Origin of the sequence: Mycobacterium sp. (genome assembly GCF_050700595.1) — a bacterium.
GTDB lineage: Bacteria > Actinomycetota > Actinomycetes > Mycobacteriales > Mycobacteriaceae > Mycobacterium.
Window position 1 is genome coordinate 24,317 of the sequence record NZ_JBOHHI010000021.1, and the last position, 22,345, is coordinate 46,661.

The following is a 22,345-nucleotide window of genomic DNA, read 5'->3' on the forward strand; positions in this document are numbered from 1 at the left end:
CGCGGTTAGTCGATCGCCTGCAGGCAATCGCGGGCGATGGCCAGTTCTTCGTTGGTTGGGATCACCAGCACGGCGATCGGCGAGGTGTCAGTGGAAATCCGGCGGGCATCGGTGGCGGGCTGCGAGTTGCGCTGTTCGTCGATCTCGATGCCCAACGACGCCAGCCCGCTCAGCGCATCGCGGCGTACTGCTGCGACGTTCTCGCCGATACCCGCGGTGAAGCTCACGACGTCGGTGCGACCCAGCACCGCCAGGTAGGCACCGACATATTTACGTAGTCGATGAATGAAAACGTCATAGGCCAATCTCGCTGCAGTATGGCCTGTTTCGATCATCTTCCGTACCCTGCGGAAGTCCCGCTCGCCGGCCAGACCCAGCATTCCGGAGTGATGGTTGAGCATCGACTCGACGTCGTCCACACTCATCTTGGCTTCACGGCAGAGGTAGCCGATGATGCCGGCGTCGATGTCGCCGCTGCGGGTGCCCATCACCAGGCCCTCCAATGGGGTCAACCCCATCGACGTGTCGACCGGCCGACCCGCCGCAATCGCCGACGCCGAGGCGCCGTTACCCAGGTGCAGCACCACCTGATTCAGCTCGGCCAACGGCCGGCCCAGGAAGACTGCGGCCTGTTCGCTGACGTACTGGTGCGAGGTGCCATGGAATCCGTACCGGCGGATCCGCCACTTCTCGGCCAGCTCGCGGTCGATGGCGTAGGTCGCTGCCGCGTCCGGCAGGTTGTGGAAAAAAGCGGTGTCGAACACCGCGACGTGTGGCACGTCGGGAAGGATCTTGCGTGCCGCCTCGACACCGCGTATCGCCGGTGGGTTGTGCAGCGGGGCCAACGACGACAACTCCGTCAGCTTGGCGATCACTGCGTCGTCGACGACGGTGGGCCGATAGAACGTTCTGCCGCCGTGGACCATCCGGTGCCCGACAGCTACCAACCCACAGGTCTTCAGATCGATCCCGGCCTCGGCTAGCCGGTCGAATGCCAAGCGCAGCGCCGCATCGTGATCGGCGACCGGCGAGGACCGCTCACCGATCTGCTCCACGATACCGTCAGCCAGCGACCTACCCGAGTCAGGTTCGATCAGTTGGTATTTCAGTGACGACGAGCCGGAGTTGATCACCAGCACCGCGGGCTTAGCCAACATCGGCACCCTGCGCCTGGATCGCGGTGATGGCAACGGTGTTGACGATGTCTTCGACCAGGGCGCCGCGGGACAGGTCGTTCACCGGCTTGTTCAAGCCTTGCAGTACCGGACCGATGGCGATCGCACCGGCGCTGCGCTGCACCGCCTTGTAGGCATTATTGCCGGAGTTGAGGTCGGGGAATATCAGCACGGTGGCCCGGCCGGCGACCGCCGAACCGGTCATCTTGGTGGCCGCCACCGTCGGCTCCACCGCGGCGTCGTACTGGATCGGCCCCTCAACCGGCAGCTGATTGGCCCGCTGGCGAACTAATTCCGTTGCAGCCCTGACCTTATCGACGCCGGCACCCGAGCCGGATTCGCCGGTGGAATACGACAGCATGGCCACCCTTGGTTCGATGCCGAATTGTGCCGCCGTACGCGCCGAGCTGATCGCAATGTCCGCGAGCTGCTCGACCGTCGGATCCGGGACGATCGCGCAGTCGCCGTACGCGAGCACCCGGTCCGGCAGGCACATCAGAAAGATGCTGGACGCTGTGGTGATATCCGGTGCGGTTCCAATGACCTCGAACGCCGGCCGAACCGTATGCGCGGTGGTGTGCGCAGCGCCGGACACCATCCCGTCGACGATGCCGTCGTACACCAGCATTGTGCCGAAATACGATACATCGCCGATGATCTCGCGAGCGTGCTCCACGGTGACGCCTCGGCCCTTGCGTAGCTTCGCGTACTGTTGCGCGAACCGGTCACACAACTGACTTGTGCGGGGGTCGATTACCGTCGCATCATCGAGATCGACACCGAGCTCGGCAGCGCGGGACCGGATCTGATTATCCTCGCCGAGGATGGTCAGATTGGCGATGCCACGTTGAAGCACCCTGCCCGCCGAGCGCAGGATCCGGTCGTCGGAGCCTTCGGGCAGCACGATGTGCTTGCGATCCTTCCGCGCCCGTTCGCGCAGCTGATAGGTGAACATCTGCGGTGTGGTCACTGCCGGCCCCGCAATCGCCAGCTGCTTCAACAGATCCGCGACGTCGACGTGGCGTTCCATCAGCTCCAGCGCGGTGTCGATTTTGCGCTGTGAGGACGCGGTGACCCGCCCGCGCGCCGACGCCACCGCACTGGCGGTGTCGTATGTGCCCAACGTGGTGGCGATGATCGGCAATCGCAGCCGCATCCCGGACACCAGCGCCGAGATCGACGGATGCAACTCGAAGCCGCCGTTGAGGATGATGCACGTCAGCGACGGAAACCCCTCGGCCGCATGGGCGCTCGCCACAGCCAGTACCACCTCCGAGCGGTCGCCGGGAGTGACCACCGCGACACCGTCACGCAGCCGCTCCAGTACGTGGTCGGCGGTCATCCCGGCCACCATCACGCCCATCGCCTCGCGTCCCATCAGTTCGGCGTCACCGCTGACCATTGTCCCGCCCACCGCGATCTGCAGCTCGGCGGCCGTGGGCGCCACCAGCAGCGGTTCTTCGGGCAGCACATAGCTGCGCGGCTCGAATCGGCGCAGTGCCTCGGCGACGGCCTGAAGTTGCGACGGTTCACAGCGATTGGCGATCACCGCCGCGGTGTGGGCGTGTTGAGCGGACAGTTCGGCCAAGCACAGCTTTACGACCTGCGCGACTTCGTCGAGGCTGCGATCTTTCGCCCGCACCGCGAGCAGCACCGGCGCGCCGAGATTGACCGCGATGCGCGCGTTGACGCTGAGCTCGGCCGGGCTGGTGACGTCGGTGTAGTCGCTGCCGACGATCACCACCGCGTCGCAGGCCTGCGCCATCGCGTGGTAGCGGTCGACGATGTCGGCGATCGCGCCCTCGGGGTCGGCGTGTAACTGCGGGTAGGTCACCCCGACGCAATGCTGGTAGGACAGGCCGGCCGTGGCATGCGCGAGCAGCAGCTCCAGGATGTAGTCGCGCTCTTCACCAGATATCCGCGTGATCGGCCGGAACACGCCCACCCTGGCGACGGTGGCGGTCAGCCGGTGCAAGATCCCCAGCGCGATCGTCGACTTACCCGTGTCTCCCTCGGGCGCCGCGATGTAGAGCGCGGAGACCTCGGGCATGCCGCGTCAGCCCAGCCGGCGCAGTCGCGGGGCGAGATCCTTCTCGAAAAGCTCCAGGAACCGGCGCTGGTCGTGGCCGGGCGCATGGAACACCAGGTGGTTGAGGCCCCACGTCACGTATTGGCCGACTTTCTCGACGGCTTCGTCGGGGTCCGACGCCACGATCCAGCGCTTGGCAACCTGCTCGATCGGTAACGCGTCGGCCGCCTTCTCCATCTCGATCGGGTCGTCGATGCTGTGCTTCTGCTCGGGGGTCAGCGACAGCGGCGCCCAGAACCGGGTGTTCTCCAGCGCCAGCCCCGGGTCGGGGTCGTAGGAAATCTTGATCTCGATCATCTTGTCGATGTCGCCGACGTCGCGGCCCGCGGCAGCTGCGCCCTCTTTCACCGCCGGCATCAGCTTGTCTTTGTACAACTCCTCGCCCTTGCCGGAGGTGCAGATGAAGCCGTCGCCCGCGCGTCCGGCGTATTTGGCTACCGTCGGCCCCCCGGCCGCGATGTAGACCGGCACCCCGCCCTCGGGCACGTCGTAGATCGACGCGCCCTTCAGCCGGTAGTACTCGCCGTCGAAGTCGACCCGGTCGCCGTGCCACAGCTCACGCATCAGCCGCACAGATTCGCGCAGCCGGGCGAAGCGCTCCTTGAAATCCGGCCACTCGCCCGCATAGCCGGTGGCGATCTCGTTGAGCGCCTCCCCGGTGCCCACGCCCAGGAAAACCCGCCCCGGATACAGACAGCTCATGGTGGCGAACGCCTGGGCGACAACGGCCGGGTTGTACCGGAACGTCGGGGTGAGCACCGAGGTGCCCAACACGATCCGCGTGGTGCGCTCGCCGACCGCGGTCATCCAGGACAGTGAGAACGGCGCGTGCCCGCCCTCGTGCCGCCACGGCTGGAAATGGTCGCTGACCGTGGCGCTGTCCATGCCGTGACCTTCGGCGGCGACCGCCAGCTCGACGAGTTCGCGCGGCGCGAATTGTTCCGCCGACGCCTTGTATCCCAGTTTCAGTTCAGCCACGCTGTTGTTTCTACTCCTGTGGCTTGTCGGCAGGCGACCCGCTGCACCCGGCTTCGCCGAGCTTGCGATCGCCTGGTGGCTTGTCGGCAGGCGACCCGCGGCACCCGGCTTCGCCGAGCTTGCGATCGCCTGGTGCCTACACTCGCGAGCATGGCACCGGTGCTCACCCGCATCACCGACACCGTGCAGCTCGCCCAGGGCGAGGCAGTCAACTGGCTGCTGGTCACCGATCACAACGGCGTGATGCTGATCGACGCCGGGTACCCCGGTGACCGCGACGATGTGCTGGCCTCGCTGCGGGAGCTGGGGTATGAGGGCGGCGACGTGCGCGCGATCCTGCTTACCCACGCCCACATCGACCACCTGGGTTCGGCGATCTGGTTCGCTAAAACCCACGGTATCCCGGTCTACTGCCACTCCGACGAAGTCGGCCACGCCAAACGCGAGTATCTGGAACAGGCGTCGCCGCTCGACGTCGCGCTGCGCATCTGGCGGCCCCGCTGGGCGGTGTGGGCCGCGCACGTGGTGCGCAACGGCGGCCTGATCCGCGAGGGCATCCCGTCCGCGCAACCGTTGACCGCCGATATCGCTGCCGAGTTGCCCGGCCATCCAATGGCCATCCCCACTCCCGGACACACCAGCGGGCACTGCTCGTATCTGGTAGACGGTGTGCTGGCCAGCGGGGACGCGTTGGTCACCGGGCATCCGCTGCTGGCGCGCGCGGGGCCCCAGCTGCTGCCCGGGGTATTCAGCCACAACCAGGACGACTGCGTGCGCAGCCTGGCGGCGCTGGCGCTGCTGGACACCGAGATTCTGGCGCCCGGGCACGGCGACCTATGGCGTGGGCCGGTCCGGGAAGCCACCGACCAGGCGACCGCACGGGCGCATCGGTAACAATTCGGTCACGCTCAACGTTGCCGCGGAATGCTGCGGAATGCTTGTCTCACAGTGACTTCCGTCAGGATCGATCGGTTTCGGAACAGGTTACAGCCGATTGACTTCGCTTACGGTGATCTCAGGTCGACAAACATCTATGTCCAATCCGCCAAAGGAACAAGCAGTAATGAAATTCAGTGGTATGACTGCGCGCCGGCACGCTGCCGGCTTGTGCCTACTCGGGGGTCTGGCTGCAACCACAATCGCGGCGCCGACGGCGTCTGCGGCACCGGACTGCAGCCCTGCCGCGGTGACCAACACCGTCAACTCGGCAGAGGGTTCGGCTCATCAGTACCTCGACGCTCACCCGGGCGCGAATGCGGCCGTGACAGCAGCGTTCAGCCAGCCGCGCCCGGAGGCTGCGGCCAGTCTGCGTAACTACTTCACCGCCCACCCGCAGGAGTATTACGACTTGCGGGGAATTCTTGCGCCAATCGGTGACACGCAGCAGCAGTGCAGCACGACGGTGTTATCACCCGAGCTGGAGTCGGCATACAACGAATTCATGACCGGCTGAACGTCATGCGATGACGGGTCGGTGAGCACGTAAGGCCTCGCCAACGCCTCCGAGACCGACCTGCCGTCGTGGCAAGAGCTATTCGGGCGCTGCCGCCGTCGCCATCCAACACTCATCGCAGTAAGGCACCCCTGCGTGAAGACGGATAGGTCAACGTCTACCGGTGTGCTCGTACTACAAGTAACCACCACTACCGGGCAGCGGTACCTGCGCTTGTGGGGCGGCGCGGCCCGCCTGATCGAACTGAGCTCAAACGATGCGAACAGCGATAACGTGGCGCTATGACTGAACATTACGACGTCGTCATTGTGGGAGCCGGCATTTCCGGCGTGAGCGCAGCATGGCATTTGCAGGAGCGCTGCCCGGCCAAGAGCTACATCATCCTGGAGAAGCGCGGGGATATGGGCGGCACCTGGAACCTGTTCCGGTATCCGGGCATCCGATCCGACTCCGACATGTACACGCTGGGCTTCCGCTTCCGCCCGTGGACGGGAAGCCAGGCCATCGCCGAGCGCAAGCCAATCCTCGACTACATCAAGGACACCGCGGCGACGTATGGCATCGACAAGCACATCCGATTCGACCACAAGGTGGTCGGCGCCGACTGGTCGAGCGCCCAGAACCGCTGGAGCGTGCGAATTGAGACGGACGGCGCGGAAAGCACAATTACCTGCTCATTCCTGTTTCTGTGCAGCGGCTACTACAACTACGAGCAGGGTTACTCGCCGACTTTCCCCGGCTCCGAGGACTTCACCGGCCCCATCGTCCACCCGCAGCACTGGCCCGAAGACCTCGACTACGCCGATAAGAGCATCATTGTGATCGGCAGCGGTTCCACCTCGGTGACTTTGATTCCGGCGCTTGTCGATTCCGGCGCCAAGCACGTCACGATGTTGCAGCGCTCACCGACCTACATCATCTCCCAGCCTTACCGCGACCCCATCGCGGCCAAGCTCAACCGCTGGCTGCCCAAGGGCAAGGCGTACACCGTCATTCGGTGGAAGAACGTGGTCTTGCAAGTAGCGCTGTACCAGCTTTGCCAATGGTGGCCGCGGCGGATGCGCAAGATCCTGATGTGGCTCGTCAAACGCCAGCTACCCAAGGGTTATGACGTCGAAAAGCACTTTGGCCCCAACTACAACCCATGGGACCAGCGGCTGTGCGTAGTGCCCAACGGCGACCTGTTCCGCACCATTCGCCACGGGAAAGCCGAGGTAGTCACCGACACCATCGAGCGGTTCACGCCGACCGGCATCAAGCTCCACTCGGGTCGTGAGCTGGCCGCCGACATCATCGTCACCGCGACGGGACTCGACCTGCAACTCTTCGGTGGGGCGACCGGCAGCATCGACGGCCGGGAGGTGGACCTGACTCAGACGATGGCCTACAAGGGCATGATGCTGTCCGGCCTGCCCAACATGGCCTACACGGTCGGCTACACCAACATAGGGTGGACGCTGAAGGCCGACCTGGTGTCGGAATTCGTCTGCCGCATCTTGAATTACATGGACGCCAACGGCTACGACACCGTGGTGGCCCAGCGCCCGGGCCCAGACGTCGACGAGCGCCCGTTCATGGAATTCACCCCCGGCTACGTGCTGCGCAAACTTGACGAGCTGCCCACGCAGGGCTCGCGTAAGCCGTGGCGGTTGAACCAAAACTACCTGCTGGACGTGCGGCTGATCAGGCATGGCAAGGTGGCCGACGAAGGCCTGCGGTTCGCTAAAAAACCCGCCGCACTGGCGGCTTGATCGTCCCTCGTCAGGTCCGGGTTGCGCCGACATATGAGCTCGAGACCGGCGCGTCGGCGGGGTCGTCATGGCGCAGGTCGGGCAGTCCGGTGGCGGCGAGCACTTCGGAAAGGGGCATCTCGACGGTCGCCCAACCCTGGGCGGCCAGGTACTGCGCGGTGTCGTGGTGCTCGCCCGGATACGTCAGGTCGGCCAGGTCGACGTCTAAACCGTGGCTTCGCCAACATTCGGCAAGGACCCGTTCCTGGCCCGCCGGCGGCGGGCGTCCGGCCGGCAGGTAGTCGGCGGCGAACCGACTGCCGACGGCGCTCAACGCGGTGACGTCATCGAGCAACCGGTCCTGTGCGTCGGGCGGTAAGAAGCCGATCAGCAGCCCTTCGGCGATCCAGGCGGTCGGCTGGCCGGCGTCAAATCCAACCTGCCGCAACGCCGTCGGCCAATCCTGACGCAGATCGATGCCCACCGCACGACGGTTGACCGTCGGGGTGGCACCCAGTGCCCGCAACGCGTGGGTCTTGGATTCGATCACTTGTGGTTGATCGATCTCATACACCGCGGTCCCCGGCGCCCACCACAACCGATACGGGCGCGCGTCCAACCCCGACGCCAGGATCACCGCCTGCCGGATACCGGCGCGGCCGGCGTCGGCGAAGAAGTTGTCGAAAAACCGGGTGCGCACCGCGAAAAGTTCAGTCAGATGGGCGAACCCGCCGTTGTCTCGAAGGTCGGCCAAAGCCAGCTCGCCGCTGGCCACCCGGACGAAGAAGTCCACCCCAACCGCATGCACCAGCGGCTCGGCGAACGGGTCGTCGATCAGCCCGCCCCGGGTTGCCGCCGCCCTGGCCGCGGCAACCAGCGTCGCGGTGGCGCCCACGCCGGTGGCCGCATCCCAGCTGTCGCCCGCTGACCGTGCCATATCGCCCCGGCTATCACACCTTTGTCCGCCGCCGCATCATCGACAGCAGCGCTGCCCGCCAACCCAGCAACAACACGGCGGTGACCGACGAGGCCACCACCACGAAGCTGACAGTGACACCGGCCGAAGTCATCTTGCGCAACCACATTCCGCCCACCACCGTGCACACCCAGACGAGGACCCCGGTCGGAGCCACGGCCGTCGGACGCCGCCAACCGCGTGACACCAGCCATCCCAGGATGGCGCCGGTCAGGAACGGCCAGGCGGTTACCGCAACGCCGACGCCGTCCAGGCCTTCGTTGTGGCTGCGCCGCCCGACCGCGCAGAACACCAGGACACAGCCGACGTCAACACCCAGCCAGCCCAAACCGCGTGGTGCGCGCATGTCGCGAGATTACCCGGCATCTTGACCCGGCACGATGGTGAATGTAGATTCGTCCGGAATGAATGCTGGTTCACTCGGGAGCGCCATGACTGACTACCAAGACATCACTTACGAGATCGACGCGGCCGCTGCCGTCATCACGATCAATCGGCCTGAGCGCTACAACGCCTTTCGCGGCAAGACCGTCGAAGAACTGATCAGGGCATTCCGCAGGGCGTGGGCCGACACCGGGGTATCGGTGATCATCCTGACCGGGGCCGGCGACAAGGCGTTCTGCACCGGCGGCGACGTCAAGCAGCGTGCCGAGACCGGCGACTACGGACCCACCGAGAGCGGCATGTTCGAAATCGGATACCTGCACAAGCTCATCCGCGACGTGCCCAAGCCGGTCATCGCCGCGGTCAACGGGGTCGCGGTCGGCGGCGGGCACGTGCTGCACGTGCTGTGCGACCTGTCGATCGCCGCCGAGCACGCGACGTTCGGTCAGGCCGGACCGCGGGTCGGGTCGTTCGACGCCGGGTTCGGGTCGGCCTATCTGGCCCGGGTAATCGGCGAGAAGCGGGCCCGGGAGATGTGGTACTTGTGCCGTCGCTACGACGCCGCCACCGCCGAACGCTGGGGGCTGGTGAATTGCGTGGTGCCCGCCGAGAAGCTGATTGCCGAGGCCAAGGCCATCGCGGCGGAGATCGCCGCCAAGAGCCCGACCGCGCTGCGCTTCCTCAAGCAATCCTTCAACGCCGACACCGATCACCAGGCCGGACTGAGTAACCTGGCGATGTCGGCGCTGGAGATCTTCGTACACACCGACGAGGGCATGGAGGGCGCCCAGGCGTTCGCGGAGAAACGTCCGGCCAACTTCGGCCAGTTCGTCACGGCCTGAGAGAACTTCACAGATGAGCAGCAAAATCGCACTTGTGACCGGCGCCGGATCGGGTATCGGCAAAGCGATCACCCTGGGGTTCGCCGCCCGAGGCGACCGGGTGATCGCCGCCGATCTCGACGACGTGGCCGCGGCGGCCACCGCCACGGAGTACCCGGAGTTGATCACGGCGCTGCCGGTCGACGTCGCCGACCGCGCCCAGGTCGACGCGCTGCGCGACCGCACCCACGCCGAAGTCGGCGTCCCCAACGTGGTGGTCAATGCCGCCGGCTGGGACCGCACCGACCAGTTCCTCAACGCCACAACCGAATTCGCCGAGAAGGTGGTAGCGATCAACTACCTCGGGCCGGTGCACATGTGCAGTGCGTTCCTGCCGGGAATGATCGAGGCCGGCGGTGGTGGGCGGGTGGTCAACCTGGCCAGCGACGCCGGCCGGGTCGGCAGCGCGGGCGAAACCATCTATGCCGGCGCCAAGGGCGGCGTCATCGCGTTGACCAAGTCGCTCGCCCGGGAGATGGCGCGGCATGCGATCACCGTCAACTGCGTGTGCCCCGGTCCCACCGACACCCCGCTGTTCGCGGCCCAGCCGGAAAAGCTGAGAGAGGCGCTGGTCAAAGCGATTCCGTTTCGTCGGCTGGCCCGGCCCGAGGAAGTAGCGGCGCCGGTGTTGTTCTTCGCCTCCGACGCCGCGTCGTTCATCACCGGTCAGGTGATCAGCGTCAGCGGCGGCCTGACGATGGCAGGATGATCCGATGAGCACCCTGCCGGCTTTCGATCGAAACGACCCGCTCGGCCTGGACGCGTCGCTGTCTGAGGACGAGATCGCGGTGCGTGACACGGTTCGAGGGTTCTGCGCCGAGCACGTCACCCCATATGTCGCCGGCTGGTTCGAGGCCGGCGACCTGCCGGTGGCCCGCGAGCTCGCCAAGCAGTTCGGTGCGCTCGGGCTGCTGGGCATGCACCTGAAGGGCTACGGCTGCGGCGGAGCATCGGCCGTGCATTACGGGCTGGCCTGCCTGGAACTGGAAGCCGCCGACTCGGGCATCCGCTCGCTGGTGTCGGTGCAGGGGTCGCTGGCGATGTTCGCCATCTGGAAGGGCGGCTCCGAGGCACAGAAGCAACAGTGGTTGCCGGGTATGGCCGCCGGCGAACTGGTGGGGTGTTTCGGGCTCACCGAACCCGACGTCGGATCCGACCCGGCCGCCATGAAAACCCGCGCCCGCCGCGACGGTTCGGACTGGATCCTCGACGGGCGCAAGATGTGGATCACCAACGGCTCGGTGGCCGACGTCGCGATCGTCTGGGCGACCACCGACGACGGGGTCCGCGGATTCATTGTTCCCACCGGCGTTGCCGGATTTAGCGCCAACACGATTCACCACAAACTGTCGCTGCGTGCCTCGATCACGTCCGAGTTGGTGCTCGACGACGTGCGATTGCCGGAAGACGCGATGCTTCCGGAGGCGGTCGGTCTGCGCGGACCGCTGGCCTGCCTGTCCGAAGCGCGCTACGGCATCATCTGGGGCTCGATGGGCGCCGCGCGCTCGGCGTGGCAGTCCGCGCTGGACTACGCCACGGCGCGCACCCAATTCGGTCGCCCGATCGCCGGATTTCAGCTGACCCAGGCCAAGCTCGTAGACATGGCGGTCGAGCTACACAAGGGGCAACTGCTCTCGCTGCACCTCGGCCGGCTCAAGGACAGCGTCGGTATCCGCCCCGAGCAAGTCAGCTTCGGCAAGCTCAACAACACCCGCGAGGCGCTCGAGATCTGCCGGACCGCCCGGACCATCCTGGGCGGCAATGGGATATCGCTGGAGTACCCGGTGATCCGGCACATGGTCAACCTGGAATCGGTGCTGACCTACGAGGGCACACCGGAGATGCACCAGCTGGTCTTGGGCCAGGCCTTTACCGGGATGGATGCCTTCCGATGACACTGAGCTACAGCGCCGAGCACAACCAGTTCCGGGAGCTGGTACGGGACTTCGTGCAACAGGCGGTCGTTCCAGCCCACGAACGCTGGGAGAAGGCCGGCCGCTTGGACCGCTCCCTGTTCACCGAGGCCGGAAAGCTTGGGCTGCTGGCATTTTCGGCACCCGAGAATTTCGGCGGAGCGGGTGTGAACGACTTCCGCTACAACGCGATCGTCGTCGAAGAACTCCAGCGGGTCGGCGCGGCGGCCGAGACGGTCGCCTTCTCGCTGCAAAACGACATCGTGCTCCCCTATCTCACCGACCTGACGACACCCGAACAAAAACAACGCTGGTTGCCGGGTGTAGTGACCGGCGAGACGCTAATCGGCATCGCGATGACCGAGCCGGGCGCCGGCAGCGACCTGGCCGGTATCCGCACCACGGCGGTGCGCGACGGCGACCACTACGTCGTCAACGGCGCGAAAACCTTTATTTCCAACGGACAGATTGGTGACTTGTTCGTCGTCGCGGTACGCACCGCACCCGACCGGCACAAGGGGCTGTCGCTGCTGGTCGTCGAGCCGAACACGCCGGGTTTCAGCCGCGGCCGAAACCTGGAGAAGATCGGCCTGCACGCCCAGGACACCAGCGAGCTGAGCTTCACCGACATGCGGGTACCCGTCGACAACCTGCTCGAGGAGGAAGGCAGGGGCTTCTATCAGCTGATGGCCAACCTGCCGCAGGAGCGGCTGTCGCTGGCGGTGGGCGCGGTGGCCGCCGCCGAGGGAGTACTGGCCGAAACCCTCGACTACGTCCGGCAGCGAAACGCCTTCGGCTCCCCCATCTCCGGCCTGCAGAACACTCAATTCGTGCTGGCCGAGTTGGCAACCGAACTCGATGTCGCCCGCACCTTTCTCGACGACTGCATCGCTGAGCATCTGACCGGCGGGCTCACCGCTGCACGGGCAGCCGGGTTGAAATGGTGGACCACCGAGCTGCAAGTGCGTGTCGCCGACCGCTGCCTGCAGCTGCACGGCGGCTATGGCTACATGCGGGAATACCCGGTGTCGCGGGCGTTCGTCGACGCCCGCATCCAGACGATCTACGGCGGCACCACCGAGATCATGAAGACGATCGTCGCCAAAGATCTGGGTATCTGATGGCCACCGATGTCGCTGACTATGGCTCTCTACCGGTCGAGGAGGCCGTCCGCGCCGCCCGGACCAGCTCGCGGCGCCGCCAGGTGCTCGACGCCGCGGTCAAGGTCATGGGCCAGAAGGGATTTCATCAGATGTCGATGCAGGACCTGGCGGCCGAGGCCAACGTCAGCGTCGGCCTGATCTACAAGTACTTCGGCGGCAAGGAGGATCTGCTGCTGGCGACGGTCGTGCGGATCCAGGACGCCTTTCGCGACCAACTGGCACCGGTCATGGCGGCTGCCGGCGACGATCCCGTCAAACAGTTGGCCGCCGGAATCCGGCGCTACATCGAGATCGTTGACGAGAACCTGGACGCAGTGGTCCTGACCTACCGGGAAAGCCGCACCCTCGACGCGGCCGGGCGCGCACAAATCAAGGAACTCGAGATCGCCACCGCTTCACCGCTGCGCTCGGTCATCGAGGCCGGTATCGCCGGCGGCGTTTTCCACGCCGCCGATGTCGATCTGGTCGTTTTCGACATCATGCTGCTCGCGCACGGATGGGCGCTCAAGCACTGGCATTTCGGGCCGCACTACAGCCTCGACGATTACATCGAGTTGCAAACCCGTCACGTGCTAGCGTCGCTGACTGCAGACGACCGTCGCGGGACGTAACAGCACCTAGCGGTGGGTTTCTCGTACCTGTTCAAGCACTGGCGTCGTAGCTTCCGAAGGGCTCCAGTTCGGCGCGAAGCCACGGTGCACGACGCCGTCGATGTCTACAGAGCTGTAAATCTCATCGCCGTCGTGCTGGGTGAACTCAACGTTGAAAAACCGGTCGTCGGCACCGAGGACATCGACTGCGACATCGACCAGAGCATCGGCCAACTGGGCGCGCTGCTCAACCGTGCGTCCTCGCCGGATGTCACACGAAAGCACCGCGGACGGACGAGGTTCCTTTCCGCACCGCCACACCCCACCTGGGCCGTGTTCGCGGATCGTCACGTCGACAATATCGGGGGAAGTCTGCATCTTCTCGGCGTAAACGTCGCCGAGTCGACGCGCGAATTCGCGCTTGACCTCGGCTGAATAAGTACCTGATGTGTCCAACTGCAGGTGAGGCATCTACCCATCCTTTCCCTTACCCTCGATGACGCACGTCCTACTATAACGTCGTTATAATGCCGCGCACAGGAAATCGTCCCCGCCGACCTGTGGGCACCAGTTGGTTAAGAGTCAATGCCGACTTAGAAGGGCGGCGGGTCGTTGCAGGCGGCGAGTCGCTCGGCTTCTCGGGCCGCTTCGGCGGCGATGCGGGTTTCGTTGATGGCGCGCTCGCAGCGGATCCGGCCGGCGCGCTCGGCCGCTCGTGTTCGGCGGCGGGCGGGCATCATCACCTCTCGGTTGTCGCACCGAGGCGGTGTCGATGTTGGGAGCACCAATTCGCCGGTCGGAACGGCCAATGCCGGAAAGAACAGGGCACCACAAGGTTTCGTCGTATATGTGTGGCCGGTCGGGGCCGTCCATACTATGGTGCCGTCGGGGAGCTGACGGTCCGCCCAGCCGCCCAGCCCGGTATAGAAGGTCTTCAAAAGATGGTGATAGCGGCAGAGCAGTTTGAGATTCGACGGGTGGGTGGGGCCAAGCGGAAACGGGATCGTGTGGTCGATGTCGCAGAACTCGGCCGGTTGGTCGCACCCCGGGAACCGGCAGGTCAAATCACGCAGCCGCACGAATTCGACCAGCGCCGCCGACGGCCGATAACCCGACTCCGCCTCGGTCGACGGCTTGGCCAGGGGCTTGAGCTTGGCGGTAGCGGCCAAGTTGCGCAACGCGGCTGACGGAATCGGCCCAAATCCCGGCAGATAACCCGGCGCCTCGGAAGCACCCTCGACGGTGCCTTGTTCGGCCAACACGTGAATGATCACATCGGTGCCCGGGCGCCGCGCTGCCGCCGAACAATCCGGCGATCCGCACTCGCAGCGCATCACGTCCATGCCGGCGACCAACGCGCCCAGCGCGTCGGCGCGCCGCTGCGCCTTGCTGCGCGGGTCATCTCGGCACACGGTGGCAGCCAGCGCATCAAGCTTGTGATCCAACGCCACGCCGTCGGTTGCGTGCAGCTGCGCCCACACCCCAGCCAATCCGGAATCGACCGGGCCAATCTCGACATAGCGATCCTCATTACGCTGACCCGGCAACCGCCGCCCGGCCGGATCGAACCGGGCAACCCACATATCGATGCGCTCAAGGAGTTTGGGCTCGGAAAGGCGCATCCACTTCGGCCCATGCCGGGCAATCGCGGCGTCGAGCTTGGCGATCAACACCGGATCGTCCACCAACTCGGTGCGGCACACCACCGCGGCCATCACCCGAAAATCAATGTCTCCGCGGGCGAAGACCTCCGCCACCCGCGGCAACCGCTCCCGCAACGCGATCGCATAGCGCAACCGCCCCCGGGCTCGCCCCCGGCTGATCCCCAACGCGGCGGCGACCTCTGCGACCACATTCTCATGCCCGTCAATGGCCCAGTTGCTCCGGTCGACATCGTCTTCGGTCGCCCGCCGCGTGTACAGCTCACCAATCGCCGCCAACTCCCGCGCGCACATCGCGTTCTGCCGGCGCGACGCCGCGGTGATGGCATCCACCACACCGGCGTCGTCTAGACCGACAAAAGCACTCGCAGCCTGCGCAGATACCGACGCTTCGAACATATTTTCGATACTACACGGAAGCTCCGACGCAACGGCCACCCCGGGCGGGCCGCAGACTTGACATGTGTAAAGTCCGTCGGCATGGACAACATCAGGGGTAAGACCGTCGTCGTCACCGGCGCAGCCCGCGGCATCGGGCATGCGACCGCCAGGGCGTTGCTGAGCCGCGGTGCGCGGGTGGTGATCGGCGACCGCGACCTCGACGCGCTCGAGCAAGCTGTCGCTGACATGAGCAGTTTGGGCCCGGTGTCGGGTCATCCGCTCGACGTCACCGACCGGGAGTCGTTCGCGGCCTTCCTCGACAAAGCCCGCGCCGACGGGGGCGGGCACATCGACGTGCTGATCAACAACGCCGGCGTGATGCCGGTCGGCCGGTTCCTGCAGCAATCCACCGATGCCATCCGCTCGTCGATCGAGGTCAACTTCTACGGTGTGCTCACCGGTTGCCGGTTAGTGCTGCCGGAGATGGTCAAGCGCCGCAGCGGCCACATCGTCAACATCGCCTCGATGGCCGGCATGGTCGCGGTACCCGGCCAGGTCGTTTACGCCGGCACCAAGTTCGCCGTCGTCGGGCTCTCGTCCGCGATGGCCGACGAGTTCGCCGCGCAGGGTGTCAACGTCACCGCGGTGCTGCCGACATTCACCAACACCGAGTTGATCTCCGGCACCACCACTACCGCTGCGACCAAGCCGGTCCAACCCGACGACGTCGCCGCCGCGATCGTCAAGGTACTCGACAAACCGAAAACCCAAGTGTCAGTGCCTGGCTCATCTCGCCTCATCGCCATCTTGACGATGTTGCTGCCCGTTCGCGGCCGCCGTTGGCTCGGCAAGAAGATGGGCACCGACACGGTATTCCTCAACCTCGATACCAAGACCCGCGCCGCGTACGAGGACCGCGCCCAGCACGCGACCGGCGTAGTCGAGCACAAGGATTGATGTCCGTCCCACGCTGCTCGGCTATAAGGTGGTCAGCCCCCGAATCGTCTGGATCTCGTTGTTCTGGAAGGGTTGTCCGTCGGGTCGGAGCAGATCGTGAAACCATGGGTTCGGAATTGACGTGTACGGGCGATCCCACGAGTCCCAGGGAAAATAGGTCTGAGTCTTCCCAGCGACCAGACCCCAATTGAGCGCACCAACGTTGTACCGCTTGGCAACTGGCAAGATTCCGTCAACGGTGCTGCCCATCGTACGGGCCATGTACTCCGTACACAGGATTGGCCGCCCCAGCGGCTTGAGCTCGGCGATCCGGTTCTCGAAATCCGCCGGTTTGCCATAGCAGTGGAATGTGATCACGTCAGCGTTGTCGAGTTGAATACCGCTGATTGCGCTGCGGCGTGCGGGATCCCCCCACTCGCCGTCCCACACCCCACTGGTCAGCGGTTGACTCGGCTCAACCGATCGTGCCCATCCGAACACCTGGGGAAGCAGGTCTGCGACAAGCTCCTGCTTGTCCGGTCTCTCGACCTGCCGATACACCCGCGAGGGATTGTCGGGTTCATTCCACAGGTCCCAACCCAGAACACGGTCATCGTTGCGGAATTGGCTCAATACTCCAGTGACATAGGCTTGCATCGTGCGCCGGTAGCGGCTGTCGCCGAGGCGTTCAGCCCCCGGGCTCTGCAGCCAGCCGGAGTTGTGCACTCCGGGCCTCGGCGCACGCTGCCGCCCCAGTTTGGGGAGCGGATCCCAGCATGAGTCGAACAAGACGAAAAGTGGTTTGATGCCGCGGCGCGATGCAATGTTGACGAACTGCGCGAGACGGAGTTGGAAACCTCGGGAGTCTTGCGCCCAGAGCTGATCGTGGAGAAAGACACGCACCGTGTTGAGTCCATGAAACCGGGCCCAGCCCAACTCGGTATCGATGCGCCGGGGGTCATAGGTGCCGGGCTGAAACATCTCGAGCTGATTGATGGCGCTTGAGGTGGTGTAGTTGGCTCCGACGGGCCATCGTTGCGCTTGATACCAACGGTTGGCACGGTCGGCCGGCCAACGGCCTGGATCCGCGGAGGCGCGCGGCGTTCGGGCCAACGCGGTGCCCGCTGCCAGCAACAGCGGTAACTTCAGGACCGTTCGGCGGTACACGAAGTGACGATATTTGGCCCGAGGCAAAGTCCCCGGTATTTGCCCAGCGCGTCGCGCTAGTTTGTTGTGGGATTTGTTATCTCGTCGTTACCGCGGTTTGTTATACGCCGGCCCGCTGCGGGTCTTAGCCCAATGCCTGACCGAGGTCGGCGATAAGATCCTCGGTGTTCTCCAGTCCGACCGAAACTCGCACCACACCGTCGCCGAGGCCGATCGCGGCACGTCCTTCGGGACCCATCGCCCGGTGCGTGGTGGTTGCCGGATGGGTGACAAGCGATTTCGCATCGCCGAGGTTGTTGGAGATGTCGATCAGGCGCAACTTGTCCAGCACGTCGAAGGCTCGCTGCTTGGCCGCACTCTCCGGGATGTCGAGTTCGAAGGTGATGACCGTGCCGCCGCCGGACATCTGGCGCTTGGCCAGGTCGTACTGCGGATGCGACGCCAAAAATGGGTAGCGCACCCAGCGCACCGCGGGATGTTCCTCCAGGAACTCGGCGACCCGCTGAGCAGAGGAATTAGCATGTTCAACCCGGATCGCCAGCGTCTCAAGGCCCTTCAACAGAATCCAGGCGTTGAACGCGCTGATCGCCGGACCGGTGTGGCGCATCAGCTTCTGCACCGGGCCGTCGATGTACTCCTTATCGCCGAGGATCGCTCCGCCCAACACCCGGCCCTGGCCGTCGAGGTGTTTGGTGCCCGAGTACACCACCACGTCAACACCCAGCGGAAAGCACTGCTGCAGCAAAGGGGTGGCAAACACGTTGTCCAGCACCACTTTCGCACCGGCGGCGTGCGACAACTCGGTTACCGCGGCGATGTCGACCAGCGACTGCATCGGGTTCGACGGGGTCTCGAAGAACACCGCTTGGGTCGGCACCGACAGCGCCTGTTCCCATTGGCCGAGGTCGTCGCCGTCGACGAAGACGGTCTCGATCCCCCAACGCGGCAGGATCTCGTTGCATACAACGAAACACGAGCCGAACAGGCTGCGTGCGGCGACCAGTCGGTCACCGGCGCCCAACAGCGCGCCCAGTGAGGTGAACACCGCGGCCATGCCGCTCGCGGTAGCAAAAGCCGCCGGCGCACCGTCCATCAGCCGCAGCCGTTCCTCGAACATGGTGATAGTCGGATTGCCATAACGGGAGTACACATAGCGGTCCACCTCGCCGGTGAACGCCTGCTCCGCGGCGGCCGCTGACTCGTAGACGTAGCCGGAGCTCAGATAGACCGCCTCGGCGGTCTCTTGGAAACCCGAACGCAGGATCCCACCGCGTACGCCGACCGTGGCCGGACCGACGCCGGCAGGCAGCGGCGGCGGCGTGCGAATCGACCGCTCGTCGTCCGCGCGGTTCAAGACTGCCTCCAGGGCAACCCGATCGCCCGCCACCCGGACGCGCCGCGATGGCCGGCGGCGTCGAGATGTCCTTCGAACCCGTCGAGCACGTTGTAGGACGGAGCGATGCCGGCTTCGGTGGCCGCCAGCGCGGCGCCGATGGAACGGTTGCCGGAGCGACACAGGAACGCCACCGGCCGATCCGTGCTTGCCGGCACCTGGTCCAACAGGTCGGCGACGAATTTCTGGTTACGCGTCCCGTCGACGCAGTTCCACTCGATGTACACCACGGCGCGGCCCAGACTCGACAGGTCGGGCACGCCGACGAAGCGCCATTCAGCCTCGGTACGCACGTCGACCAGCACCGCCTCGGGATTCTCGCTGAGCAGCCGCCAAGCCTGCTCCGGCGTGATATCTCCTGCGTACGCGCGGCTCACCCGCGTGAGTCTCTCACGACGGCCAATTCTTGCGCAGCGCGGCCGACACCTGCCGGGCACGGTCCCGGGCGGCCGTCACGTCCGGCGCCGTGGCGACGGCCACCCCGAGCAGGCGCCGGCCGTCGGACTCCCCCGGACCGAAGACCCGCACGTCGCTTTCGGGCACCGCGAGCGCGTCGGCCAACGCAGGGGCGGCGGGTCCGGCGTCGACCGCCTCGTGGTCGGCGTAGAGCAGTTGCGCGGCGCCCGGCGAAATCATGATGGTGTCACTCGCCAAACCCAGGATCGCGCGGGCTTGCAGCTCGAACGCCGACAGCCGTTGGGTGCGCAGCGTGACCACCGCGTACTCGTAGGGCCGGACGCTGACGTCACAGAAGTACACCTCATCGCCGCGAACCATCAGTTCGATCCCGAAGATGCCGCGCCCGCCGAGCGCCTTGGCGACGCGCGCGGCGATCGACTTGGCGGCGTCCAACGCGGTGGTGTTGAGCTGTTGCGGCTGCCAGGATTCCAACGCGTCGCCGGTCGCCTCGCCGTGTCCGATCGGTGCGCAGAACTCGATCACCGGACCGGTCGGTCCCTCGCTGCGCACGGCGAGCAGCGTGACACGAAAGTCGATCTCGACGACGGTTTCGGCCAACACCCGCGCGGTCGCGAGCGGGCCACCGGCGGACACCGCGCGCTGCCAGGCCGCCTCGACGTCGTGCTGGCCGGAGATCACCGACTCCCCGTGCCCGGCCGCCGGCGCCACCGGCTGGACCCGCAACGGGTAGCCGGCGTGGTCGGCCACTGCACGCAGTTCGTCGAGCGATCCGGCGAACCAGAACGGTGCGGTGGGCAGGCCGAGCTCGTCGGCGGCCAGCCGCCGCAGGCTTTCCCGGTCGGCGGTGAGCCGGGCACTGTGGGCCGTGGGGAAGACCTGCGCGAACCCGGTTTCCGCGGCGGCCGTCAACGCGTCGGCCGCGACGGCATCGGTGACCGTCACCACGAAATTTGGTTGCAGCCGGCTGGTCACCGCGGCCAACTCGTCGGTGTCGGTCATCGTGACCACCACCGACTGGTCGGCGACCCGGTGCGCGGGCGCGTCGGCGTACCGCTCGACCGCGATCACCTCAGCGCCGAGACGCTGGAAGGCGACCGCCAGCTCGCGGCCGAACTCCCCGGCCCCTAGCAGCATCACCCTGGTCCGACGGGCATCGCCGCCGCCGAACTGCTCCTGCCCCCGCGCTTCCTGCATGCAGCTCAGAATAGAAGCTGTCGCGCTGCGGGCTGACGGCACTCAGCCTCGCACGGCCAATGCGTCGAACAGCTGCCGCAATCCGGCCAGCGAGTGCGCCGGCAAAAACAGGTCGCAGTTGGGCAGTGCCGCCGCCATCGAGCCGGCCAGCGGCCGGAATTCGCGGTGCGCCGCCCGTGGGTTGAGCCAGACCACCAGCTTGGCGCGCCGACGCACCCGGGCCAGGGCGTGGCCGAGCACCTCGGGCGGATCGGCATCCCAGCCGTCGGAGGCGATGATCACCACCGCGCCGCGCAGCACGTTGCCGTGCGGCGGGGACAGCAGCGCGCCCATGCTGCGACCGATGTGGGTGCCGCCGTAGCGGTCCGTCACCTTCGCGTTGGCCCGTTCCAGCGCCACCTCCGGCGAACGGTGGGCGAGCACCGCCGTGAGCCGGGTCAGCGACGTCGAGAAGGCGAACACCTCCGGGCGGATCCCGGCGTGCCGCAGTACCGCCGCGCGCATCAGATGCAGGTAGATAGTCGCGTAGGGCTGCATCGACCGGCTCACGTCACAGATCAGCACGACCCGGCGGTGCCGGCGGCGCCGCCGCGTTCGGGCCAGCACCACCGTTTCCCAGCCGGTTGCCCGCGAAGCGTTCATCGTGCGACGCAGGTCGATCCTCTTACCGTGCCGGCTGGGCTCCAGCCGCAGACTGCGCCGTCGCGGCCACCGCGCCACCGACGCCTCCAGCCAGGTCCCGAGCAGCCGCAGGTCGTCCTGATCGAACCGGTCGAAGGGTTCCTCGGCCCGCGCGGCGATGCGGCTGGGCAGCGGATCCGGCACCAGGACGTTCGCCGCTTGGGTGTCGTCGTGCGCGAGCGCGGCCATCCTGGTTGGACGCGTGGACCAGGGCAGCCCCGCCGCGGGCCGGGTCGGGGCGTCGTGCGCGGGCCTGCCGGTGTCCGCTACCTCACGCCGCGCGGATGGGTGCCATCCCGACGCCTCAGCGGCAACCGGGGCGTCGCCGAAGGTAGCCGCGAACACCGAGTCGAACGCGGCGAGATCCTCCATGCGGTTGACCAATGTCAACCGCGCCGCCCAGTACAGTTCCGAGCTGGTGCGCGGTACCAGCTGCCGGAGTGCCTGCACGAAAGTGGCTGGGCCGCTCGCGGATACGAGTATCCCGAAGCCGCGCAGCCGCGCCACCAGTGCCGCGGCGAACGCCGCAGAATCGACTCCGCGCAGCAGCGGGCTGGTCATCGTCGGCGGCGAAGCACCCAGACCAGCAGCAGCAGCGCGAACACCGCGGCCAGTAACAGCGGCGCGTACTTGGCGACCGTAGTGCCGCCGGCCAGCTCAAGCAGGTTGACGGGAGCCGGCTCGGCGGTCGCCGCCGGGTTGTCCGGGGTTTCCGGTCTCGACGGCTCTTTTGGGGCAGCCAGCCTGGCCTCGAGCTGTTCCACGAACTGGCCCAACAACTTCTCCGATACCTGTTGCAACAACCCGCTGCCGAACTGGGCGAGCTTGCCGACGATTTTCAGGTCGGTGTCGACCGTGACACGGGTACGCTCCCCGGCCTCGTGGAGTTGGGTGGTGACGATCGCGGCAGCGTTGCCGGTGCCGCGTGCCTCCTTGCCCCGGCCATCGATGACCGCACGATGCTCGTCACGGTTGTACTCGACGAACCGCGCCTTTCCGCTGAAGTCACTGATCACCGGTCCGACCTTGACCTTGACCTTGCCGACGAAGTCGTCGCCGTCGCGGCCCACCAGTTGCGCGCCCGGCATCAGCGGGATCACCTGCTCCAAATCGGACAGCACGTCCCAGACCTCCTCGATCGGCGCGCTGACGGTGAACTCGTTGACGATCTTCATCGGTG

Annotated in this window: 22 protein-coding genes; 9 read left to right on the forward strand and 13 right to left on the reverse strand. The window is 66.2% G+C overall.

The window, feature by feature from the left end:
* Window positions 1-5 precede the first annotated feature (5 nt).
* From ACRDTL_RS01670 to fgd, 3 genes are read right to left on the reverse strand one after another with little or no spacing between them, the layout of a single operon-like run.
* Window positions 6-1,157, reverse strand: coding sequence for an acetate kinase (locus ACRDTL_RS01670; protein ID WP_431504988.1), 1,152 nt, complete (start codon window positions 1,155-1,157; stop codon window positions 6-8).
* Window positions 1,147-3,225, reverse strand: coding sequence for a phosphate acetyltransferase (gene pta / locus ACRDTL_RS01675; RefSeq protein WP_431504989.1), 2,079 nt, complete (start codon window positions 3,223-3,225; stop codon window positions 1,147-1,149). The genes ACRDTL_RS01670 and pta overlap by 11 nt, the downstream gene beginning before the upstream one ends.
* 6 nt (window positions 3,226-3,231) lie before the next feature.
* On the reverse strand, window positions 3,232-4,242 hold the full coding sequence (gene fgd, locus ACRDTL_RS01680; RefSeq protein ID WP_431504990.1) for a glucose-6-phosphate dehydrogenase (coenzyme-F420): 1,011 nt from the start codon (window positions 4,240-4,242) through the stop codon (window positions 3,232-3,234).
* A 150-nt stretch (window positions 4,243-4,392) separates the two neighbouring features.
* Between fgd and ACRDTL_RS01685 the strand changes: the two genes are divergently transcribed.
* The 3 genes from ACRDTL_RS01685 to ACRDTL_RS01695 all read left to right on the forward strand — a co-directional run bounded on the left by ACRDTL_RS01685 (window position 4,393) and on the right by ACRDTL_RS01695 (window position 7,446).
* Window positions 4,393-5,136, forward strand: a complete 744-nt coding sequence (locus ACRDTL_RS01685) for an MBL fold metallo-hydrolase (protein ID WP_431504991.1) — start codon at window positions 4,393-4,395, stop codon at window positions 5,134-5,136.
* Between the two features lie 169 nt (window positions 5,137-5,305).
* Window positions 5,306-5,695: a heme-binding protein gene (locus ACRDTL_RS01690; RefSeq protein ID WP_431504992.1), complete on the forward strand. Its 390-nt coding sequence runs from the start codon at window positions 5,306-5,308 to the stop codon at window positions 5,693-5,695.
* A 281-nt stretch (window positions 5,696-5,976) separates the two neighbouring features.
* Window positions 5,977-7,446, forward strand: a complete 1,470-nt coding sequence (locus ACRDTL_RS01695) for a flavin-containing monooxygenase (protein WP_431504993.1) — start codon at window positions 5,977-5,979, stop codon at window positions 7,444-7,446.
* Window positions 7,447-7,456: 10 nt separating this feature from the next.
* Here the strand turns inward: ACRDTL_RS01695 and ACRDTL_RS01700 are convergent, their stop codons facing one another.
* Window positions 7,457-8,362, reverse strand: a complete 906-nt coding sequence (locus ACRDTL_RS01700; RefSeq protein ID WP_431504994.1) for an SAM-dependent methyltransferase — start codon at window positions 8,360-8,362, stop codon at window positions 7,457-7,459.
* Window positions 8,363-8,375: 13 nt separating this feature from the next.
* Window positions 8,376-8,747 (reverse strand): DUF3054 domain-containing protein, encoded by a 372-nt coding sequence (locus ACRDTL_RS01705; protein WP_431504995.1) that lies wholly within the window; start codon window positions 8,745-8,747, stop codon window positions 8,376-8,378.
* An 85-nt stretch (window positions 8,748-8,832) separates the two neighbouring features.
* Between ACRDTL_RS01705 and ACRDTL_RS01710 the strand changes: the two genes are divergently transcribed.
* From ACRDTL_RS01710 to ACRDTL_RS01730, 5 genes are read left to right on the forward strand one after another with little or no spacing between them, the layout of a single operon-like run.
* Window positions 8,833-9,627 carry an enoyl-CoA hydratase-related protein gene (locus ACRDTL_RS01710; RefSeq protein WP_431504996.1) on the forward strand — a complete coding sequence of 265 codons (795 nt, stop codon included), beginning with the start codon at window positions 8,833-8,835 and terminating at the stop codon, window positions 9,625-9,627.
* A 13-nt stretch (window positions 9,628-9,640) separates the two neighbouring features.
* Window positions 9,641-10,375: an SDR family NAD(P)-dependent oxidoreductase gene (locus tag ACRDTL_RS01715; RefSeq protein ID WP_431504997.1), complete on the forward strand. Its 735-nt coding sequence runs from the start codon at window positions 9,641-9,643 to the stop codon at window positions 10,373-10,375.
* Window positions 10,376-10,379: 4 nt separating this feature from the next.
* A complete protein-coding gene (locus tag ACRDTL_RS01720; protein WP_431504998.1) occupies window positions 10,380-11,561 on the forward strand; it encodes an acyl-CoA dehydrogenase in 1,182 nt (393 codons plus the stop codon).
* Complete coding sequence (locus ACRDTL_RS01725; RefSeq protein WP_431504999.1) at window positions 11,558-12,700, forward strand: acyl-CoA dehydrogenase family protein; 1,143 nt, start codon at window positions 11,558-11,560, stop codon at window positions 12,698-12,700. Before ACRDTL_RS01720 ends, ACRDTL_RS01725 begins: the two co-directional genes overlap by 4 nt.
* The gene (locus tag ACRDTL_RS01730; protein WP_431505000.1) at window positions 12,700-13,353 is read left to right on the forward strand and encodes a TetR/AcrR family transcriptional regulator; all 654 of its coding nucleotides are present in this window, start codon (window positions 12,700-12,702) and stop codon (window positions 13,351-13,353) included. The genes ACRDTL_RS01725 and ACRDTL_RS01730 overlap by 1 nt, the downstream gene beginning before the upstream one ends.
* Before the next feature lie 6 nt (window positions 13,354-13,359).
* Here ACRDTL_RS01730 and ACRDTL_RS01735 read toward each other — a convergent pair whose 3' ends face one another.
* Window positions 13,360-13,803, reverse strand: a complete 444-nt coding sequence (locus tag ACRDTL_RS01735) for a tautomerase family protein (protein WP_431505001.1) — start codon at window positions 13,801-13,803, stop codon at window positions 13,360-13,362.
* 122 nt (window positions 13,804-13,925) lie between these two features.
* On the reverse strand, window positions 13,926-15,392 hold the full coding sequence (locus tag ACRDTL_RS01740; protein WP_431505002.1) for an HNH endonuclease signature motif containing protein: 1,467 nt from the start codon (window positions 15,390-15,392) through the stop codon (window positions 13,926-13,928).
* Window positions 15,393-15,473: 81 nt separating this feature from the next.
* On the opposite strand from ACRDTL_RS01740, the gene ACRDTL_RS01745 reads away from it, so the two are divergent.
* Window positions 15,474-16,331, forward strand: a complete 858-nt coding sequence (locus tag ACRDTL_RS01745) for an SDR family oxidoreductase (RefSeq protein ID WP_431505003.1) — start codon at window positions 15,474-15,476, stop codon at window positions 16,329-16,331.
* A gap of 21 nt (window positions 16,332-16,352) precedes the next feature.
* Here ACRDTL_RS01745 and ACRDTL_RS01750 read toward each other — a convergent pair whose 3' ends face one another.
* From ACRDTL_RS01750 to ACRDTL_RS01775, 6 genes are all read right to left on the reverse strand, one after another.
* Window positions 16,353-17,477 carry a 1,4-beta-xylanase gene (locus ACRDTL_RS01750; protein ID WP_431505004.1) on the reverse strand — a complete coding sequence of 375 codons (1,125 nt, stop codon included), beginning with the start codon at window positions 17,475-17,477 and terminating at the stop codon, window positions 16,353-16,355.
* A gap of 124 nt (window positions 17,478-17,601) precedes the next feature.
* Entirely contained in the window at window positions 17,602-18,831 is a 1,230-nt protein-coding gene (locus tag ACRDTL_RS01755; RefSeq protein ID WP_431505005.1) for an O-succinylhomoserine sulfhydrylase, read from the reverse strand.
* Complete coding sequence (locus ACRDTL_RS01760) at window positions 18,828-19,247, reverse strand: rhodanese-like domain-containing protein (protein ID WP_431505006.1); 420 nt, start codon at window positions 19,245-19,247, stop codon at window positions 18,828-18,830. Before ACRDTL_RS01760 ends, ACRDTL_RS01755 begins: the two co-directional genes overlap by 4 nt.
* Window positions 19,248-19,260: 13 nt before the next feature.
* A complete protein-coding gene (gene purT / locus ACRDTL_RS01765; RefSeq protein WP_431505007.1) occupies window positions 19,261-20,484 on the reverse strand; it encodes a formate-dependent phosphoribosylglycinamide formyltransferase in 1,224 nt (407 codons plus the stop codon).
* Between the two features lie 42 nt (window positions 20,485-20,526).
* Window positions 20,527-21,726 carry a vWA domain-containing protein gene (locus ACRDTL_RS01770; RefSeq protein ID WP_431505008.1) on the reverse strand — a complete coding sequence of 400 codons (1,200 nt, stop codon included), beginning with the start codon at window positions 21,724-21,726 and terminating at the stop codon, window positions 20,527-20,529.
* Entirely contained in the window at window positions 21,723-22,340 is a 618-nt protein-coding gene (locus ACRDTL_RS01775; protein WP_431505009.1) for an SRPBCC family protein, read from the reverse strand. Before ACRDTL_RS01775 ends, ACRDTL_RS01770 begins: the two co-directional genes overlap by 4 nt.
* Between the last annotated feature and the right edge of the window lie 5 nt (window positions 22,341-22,345).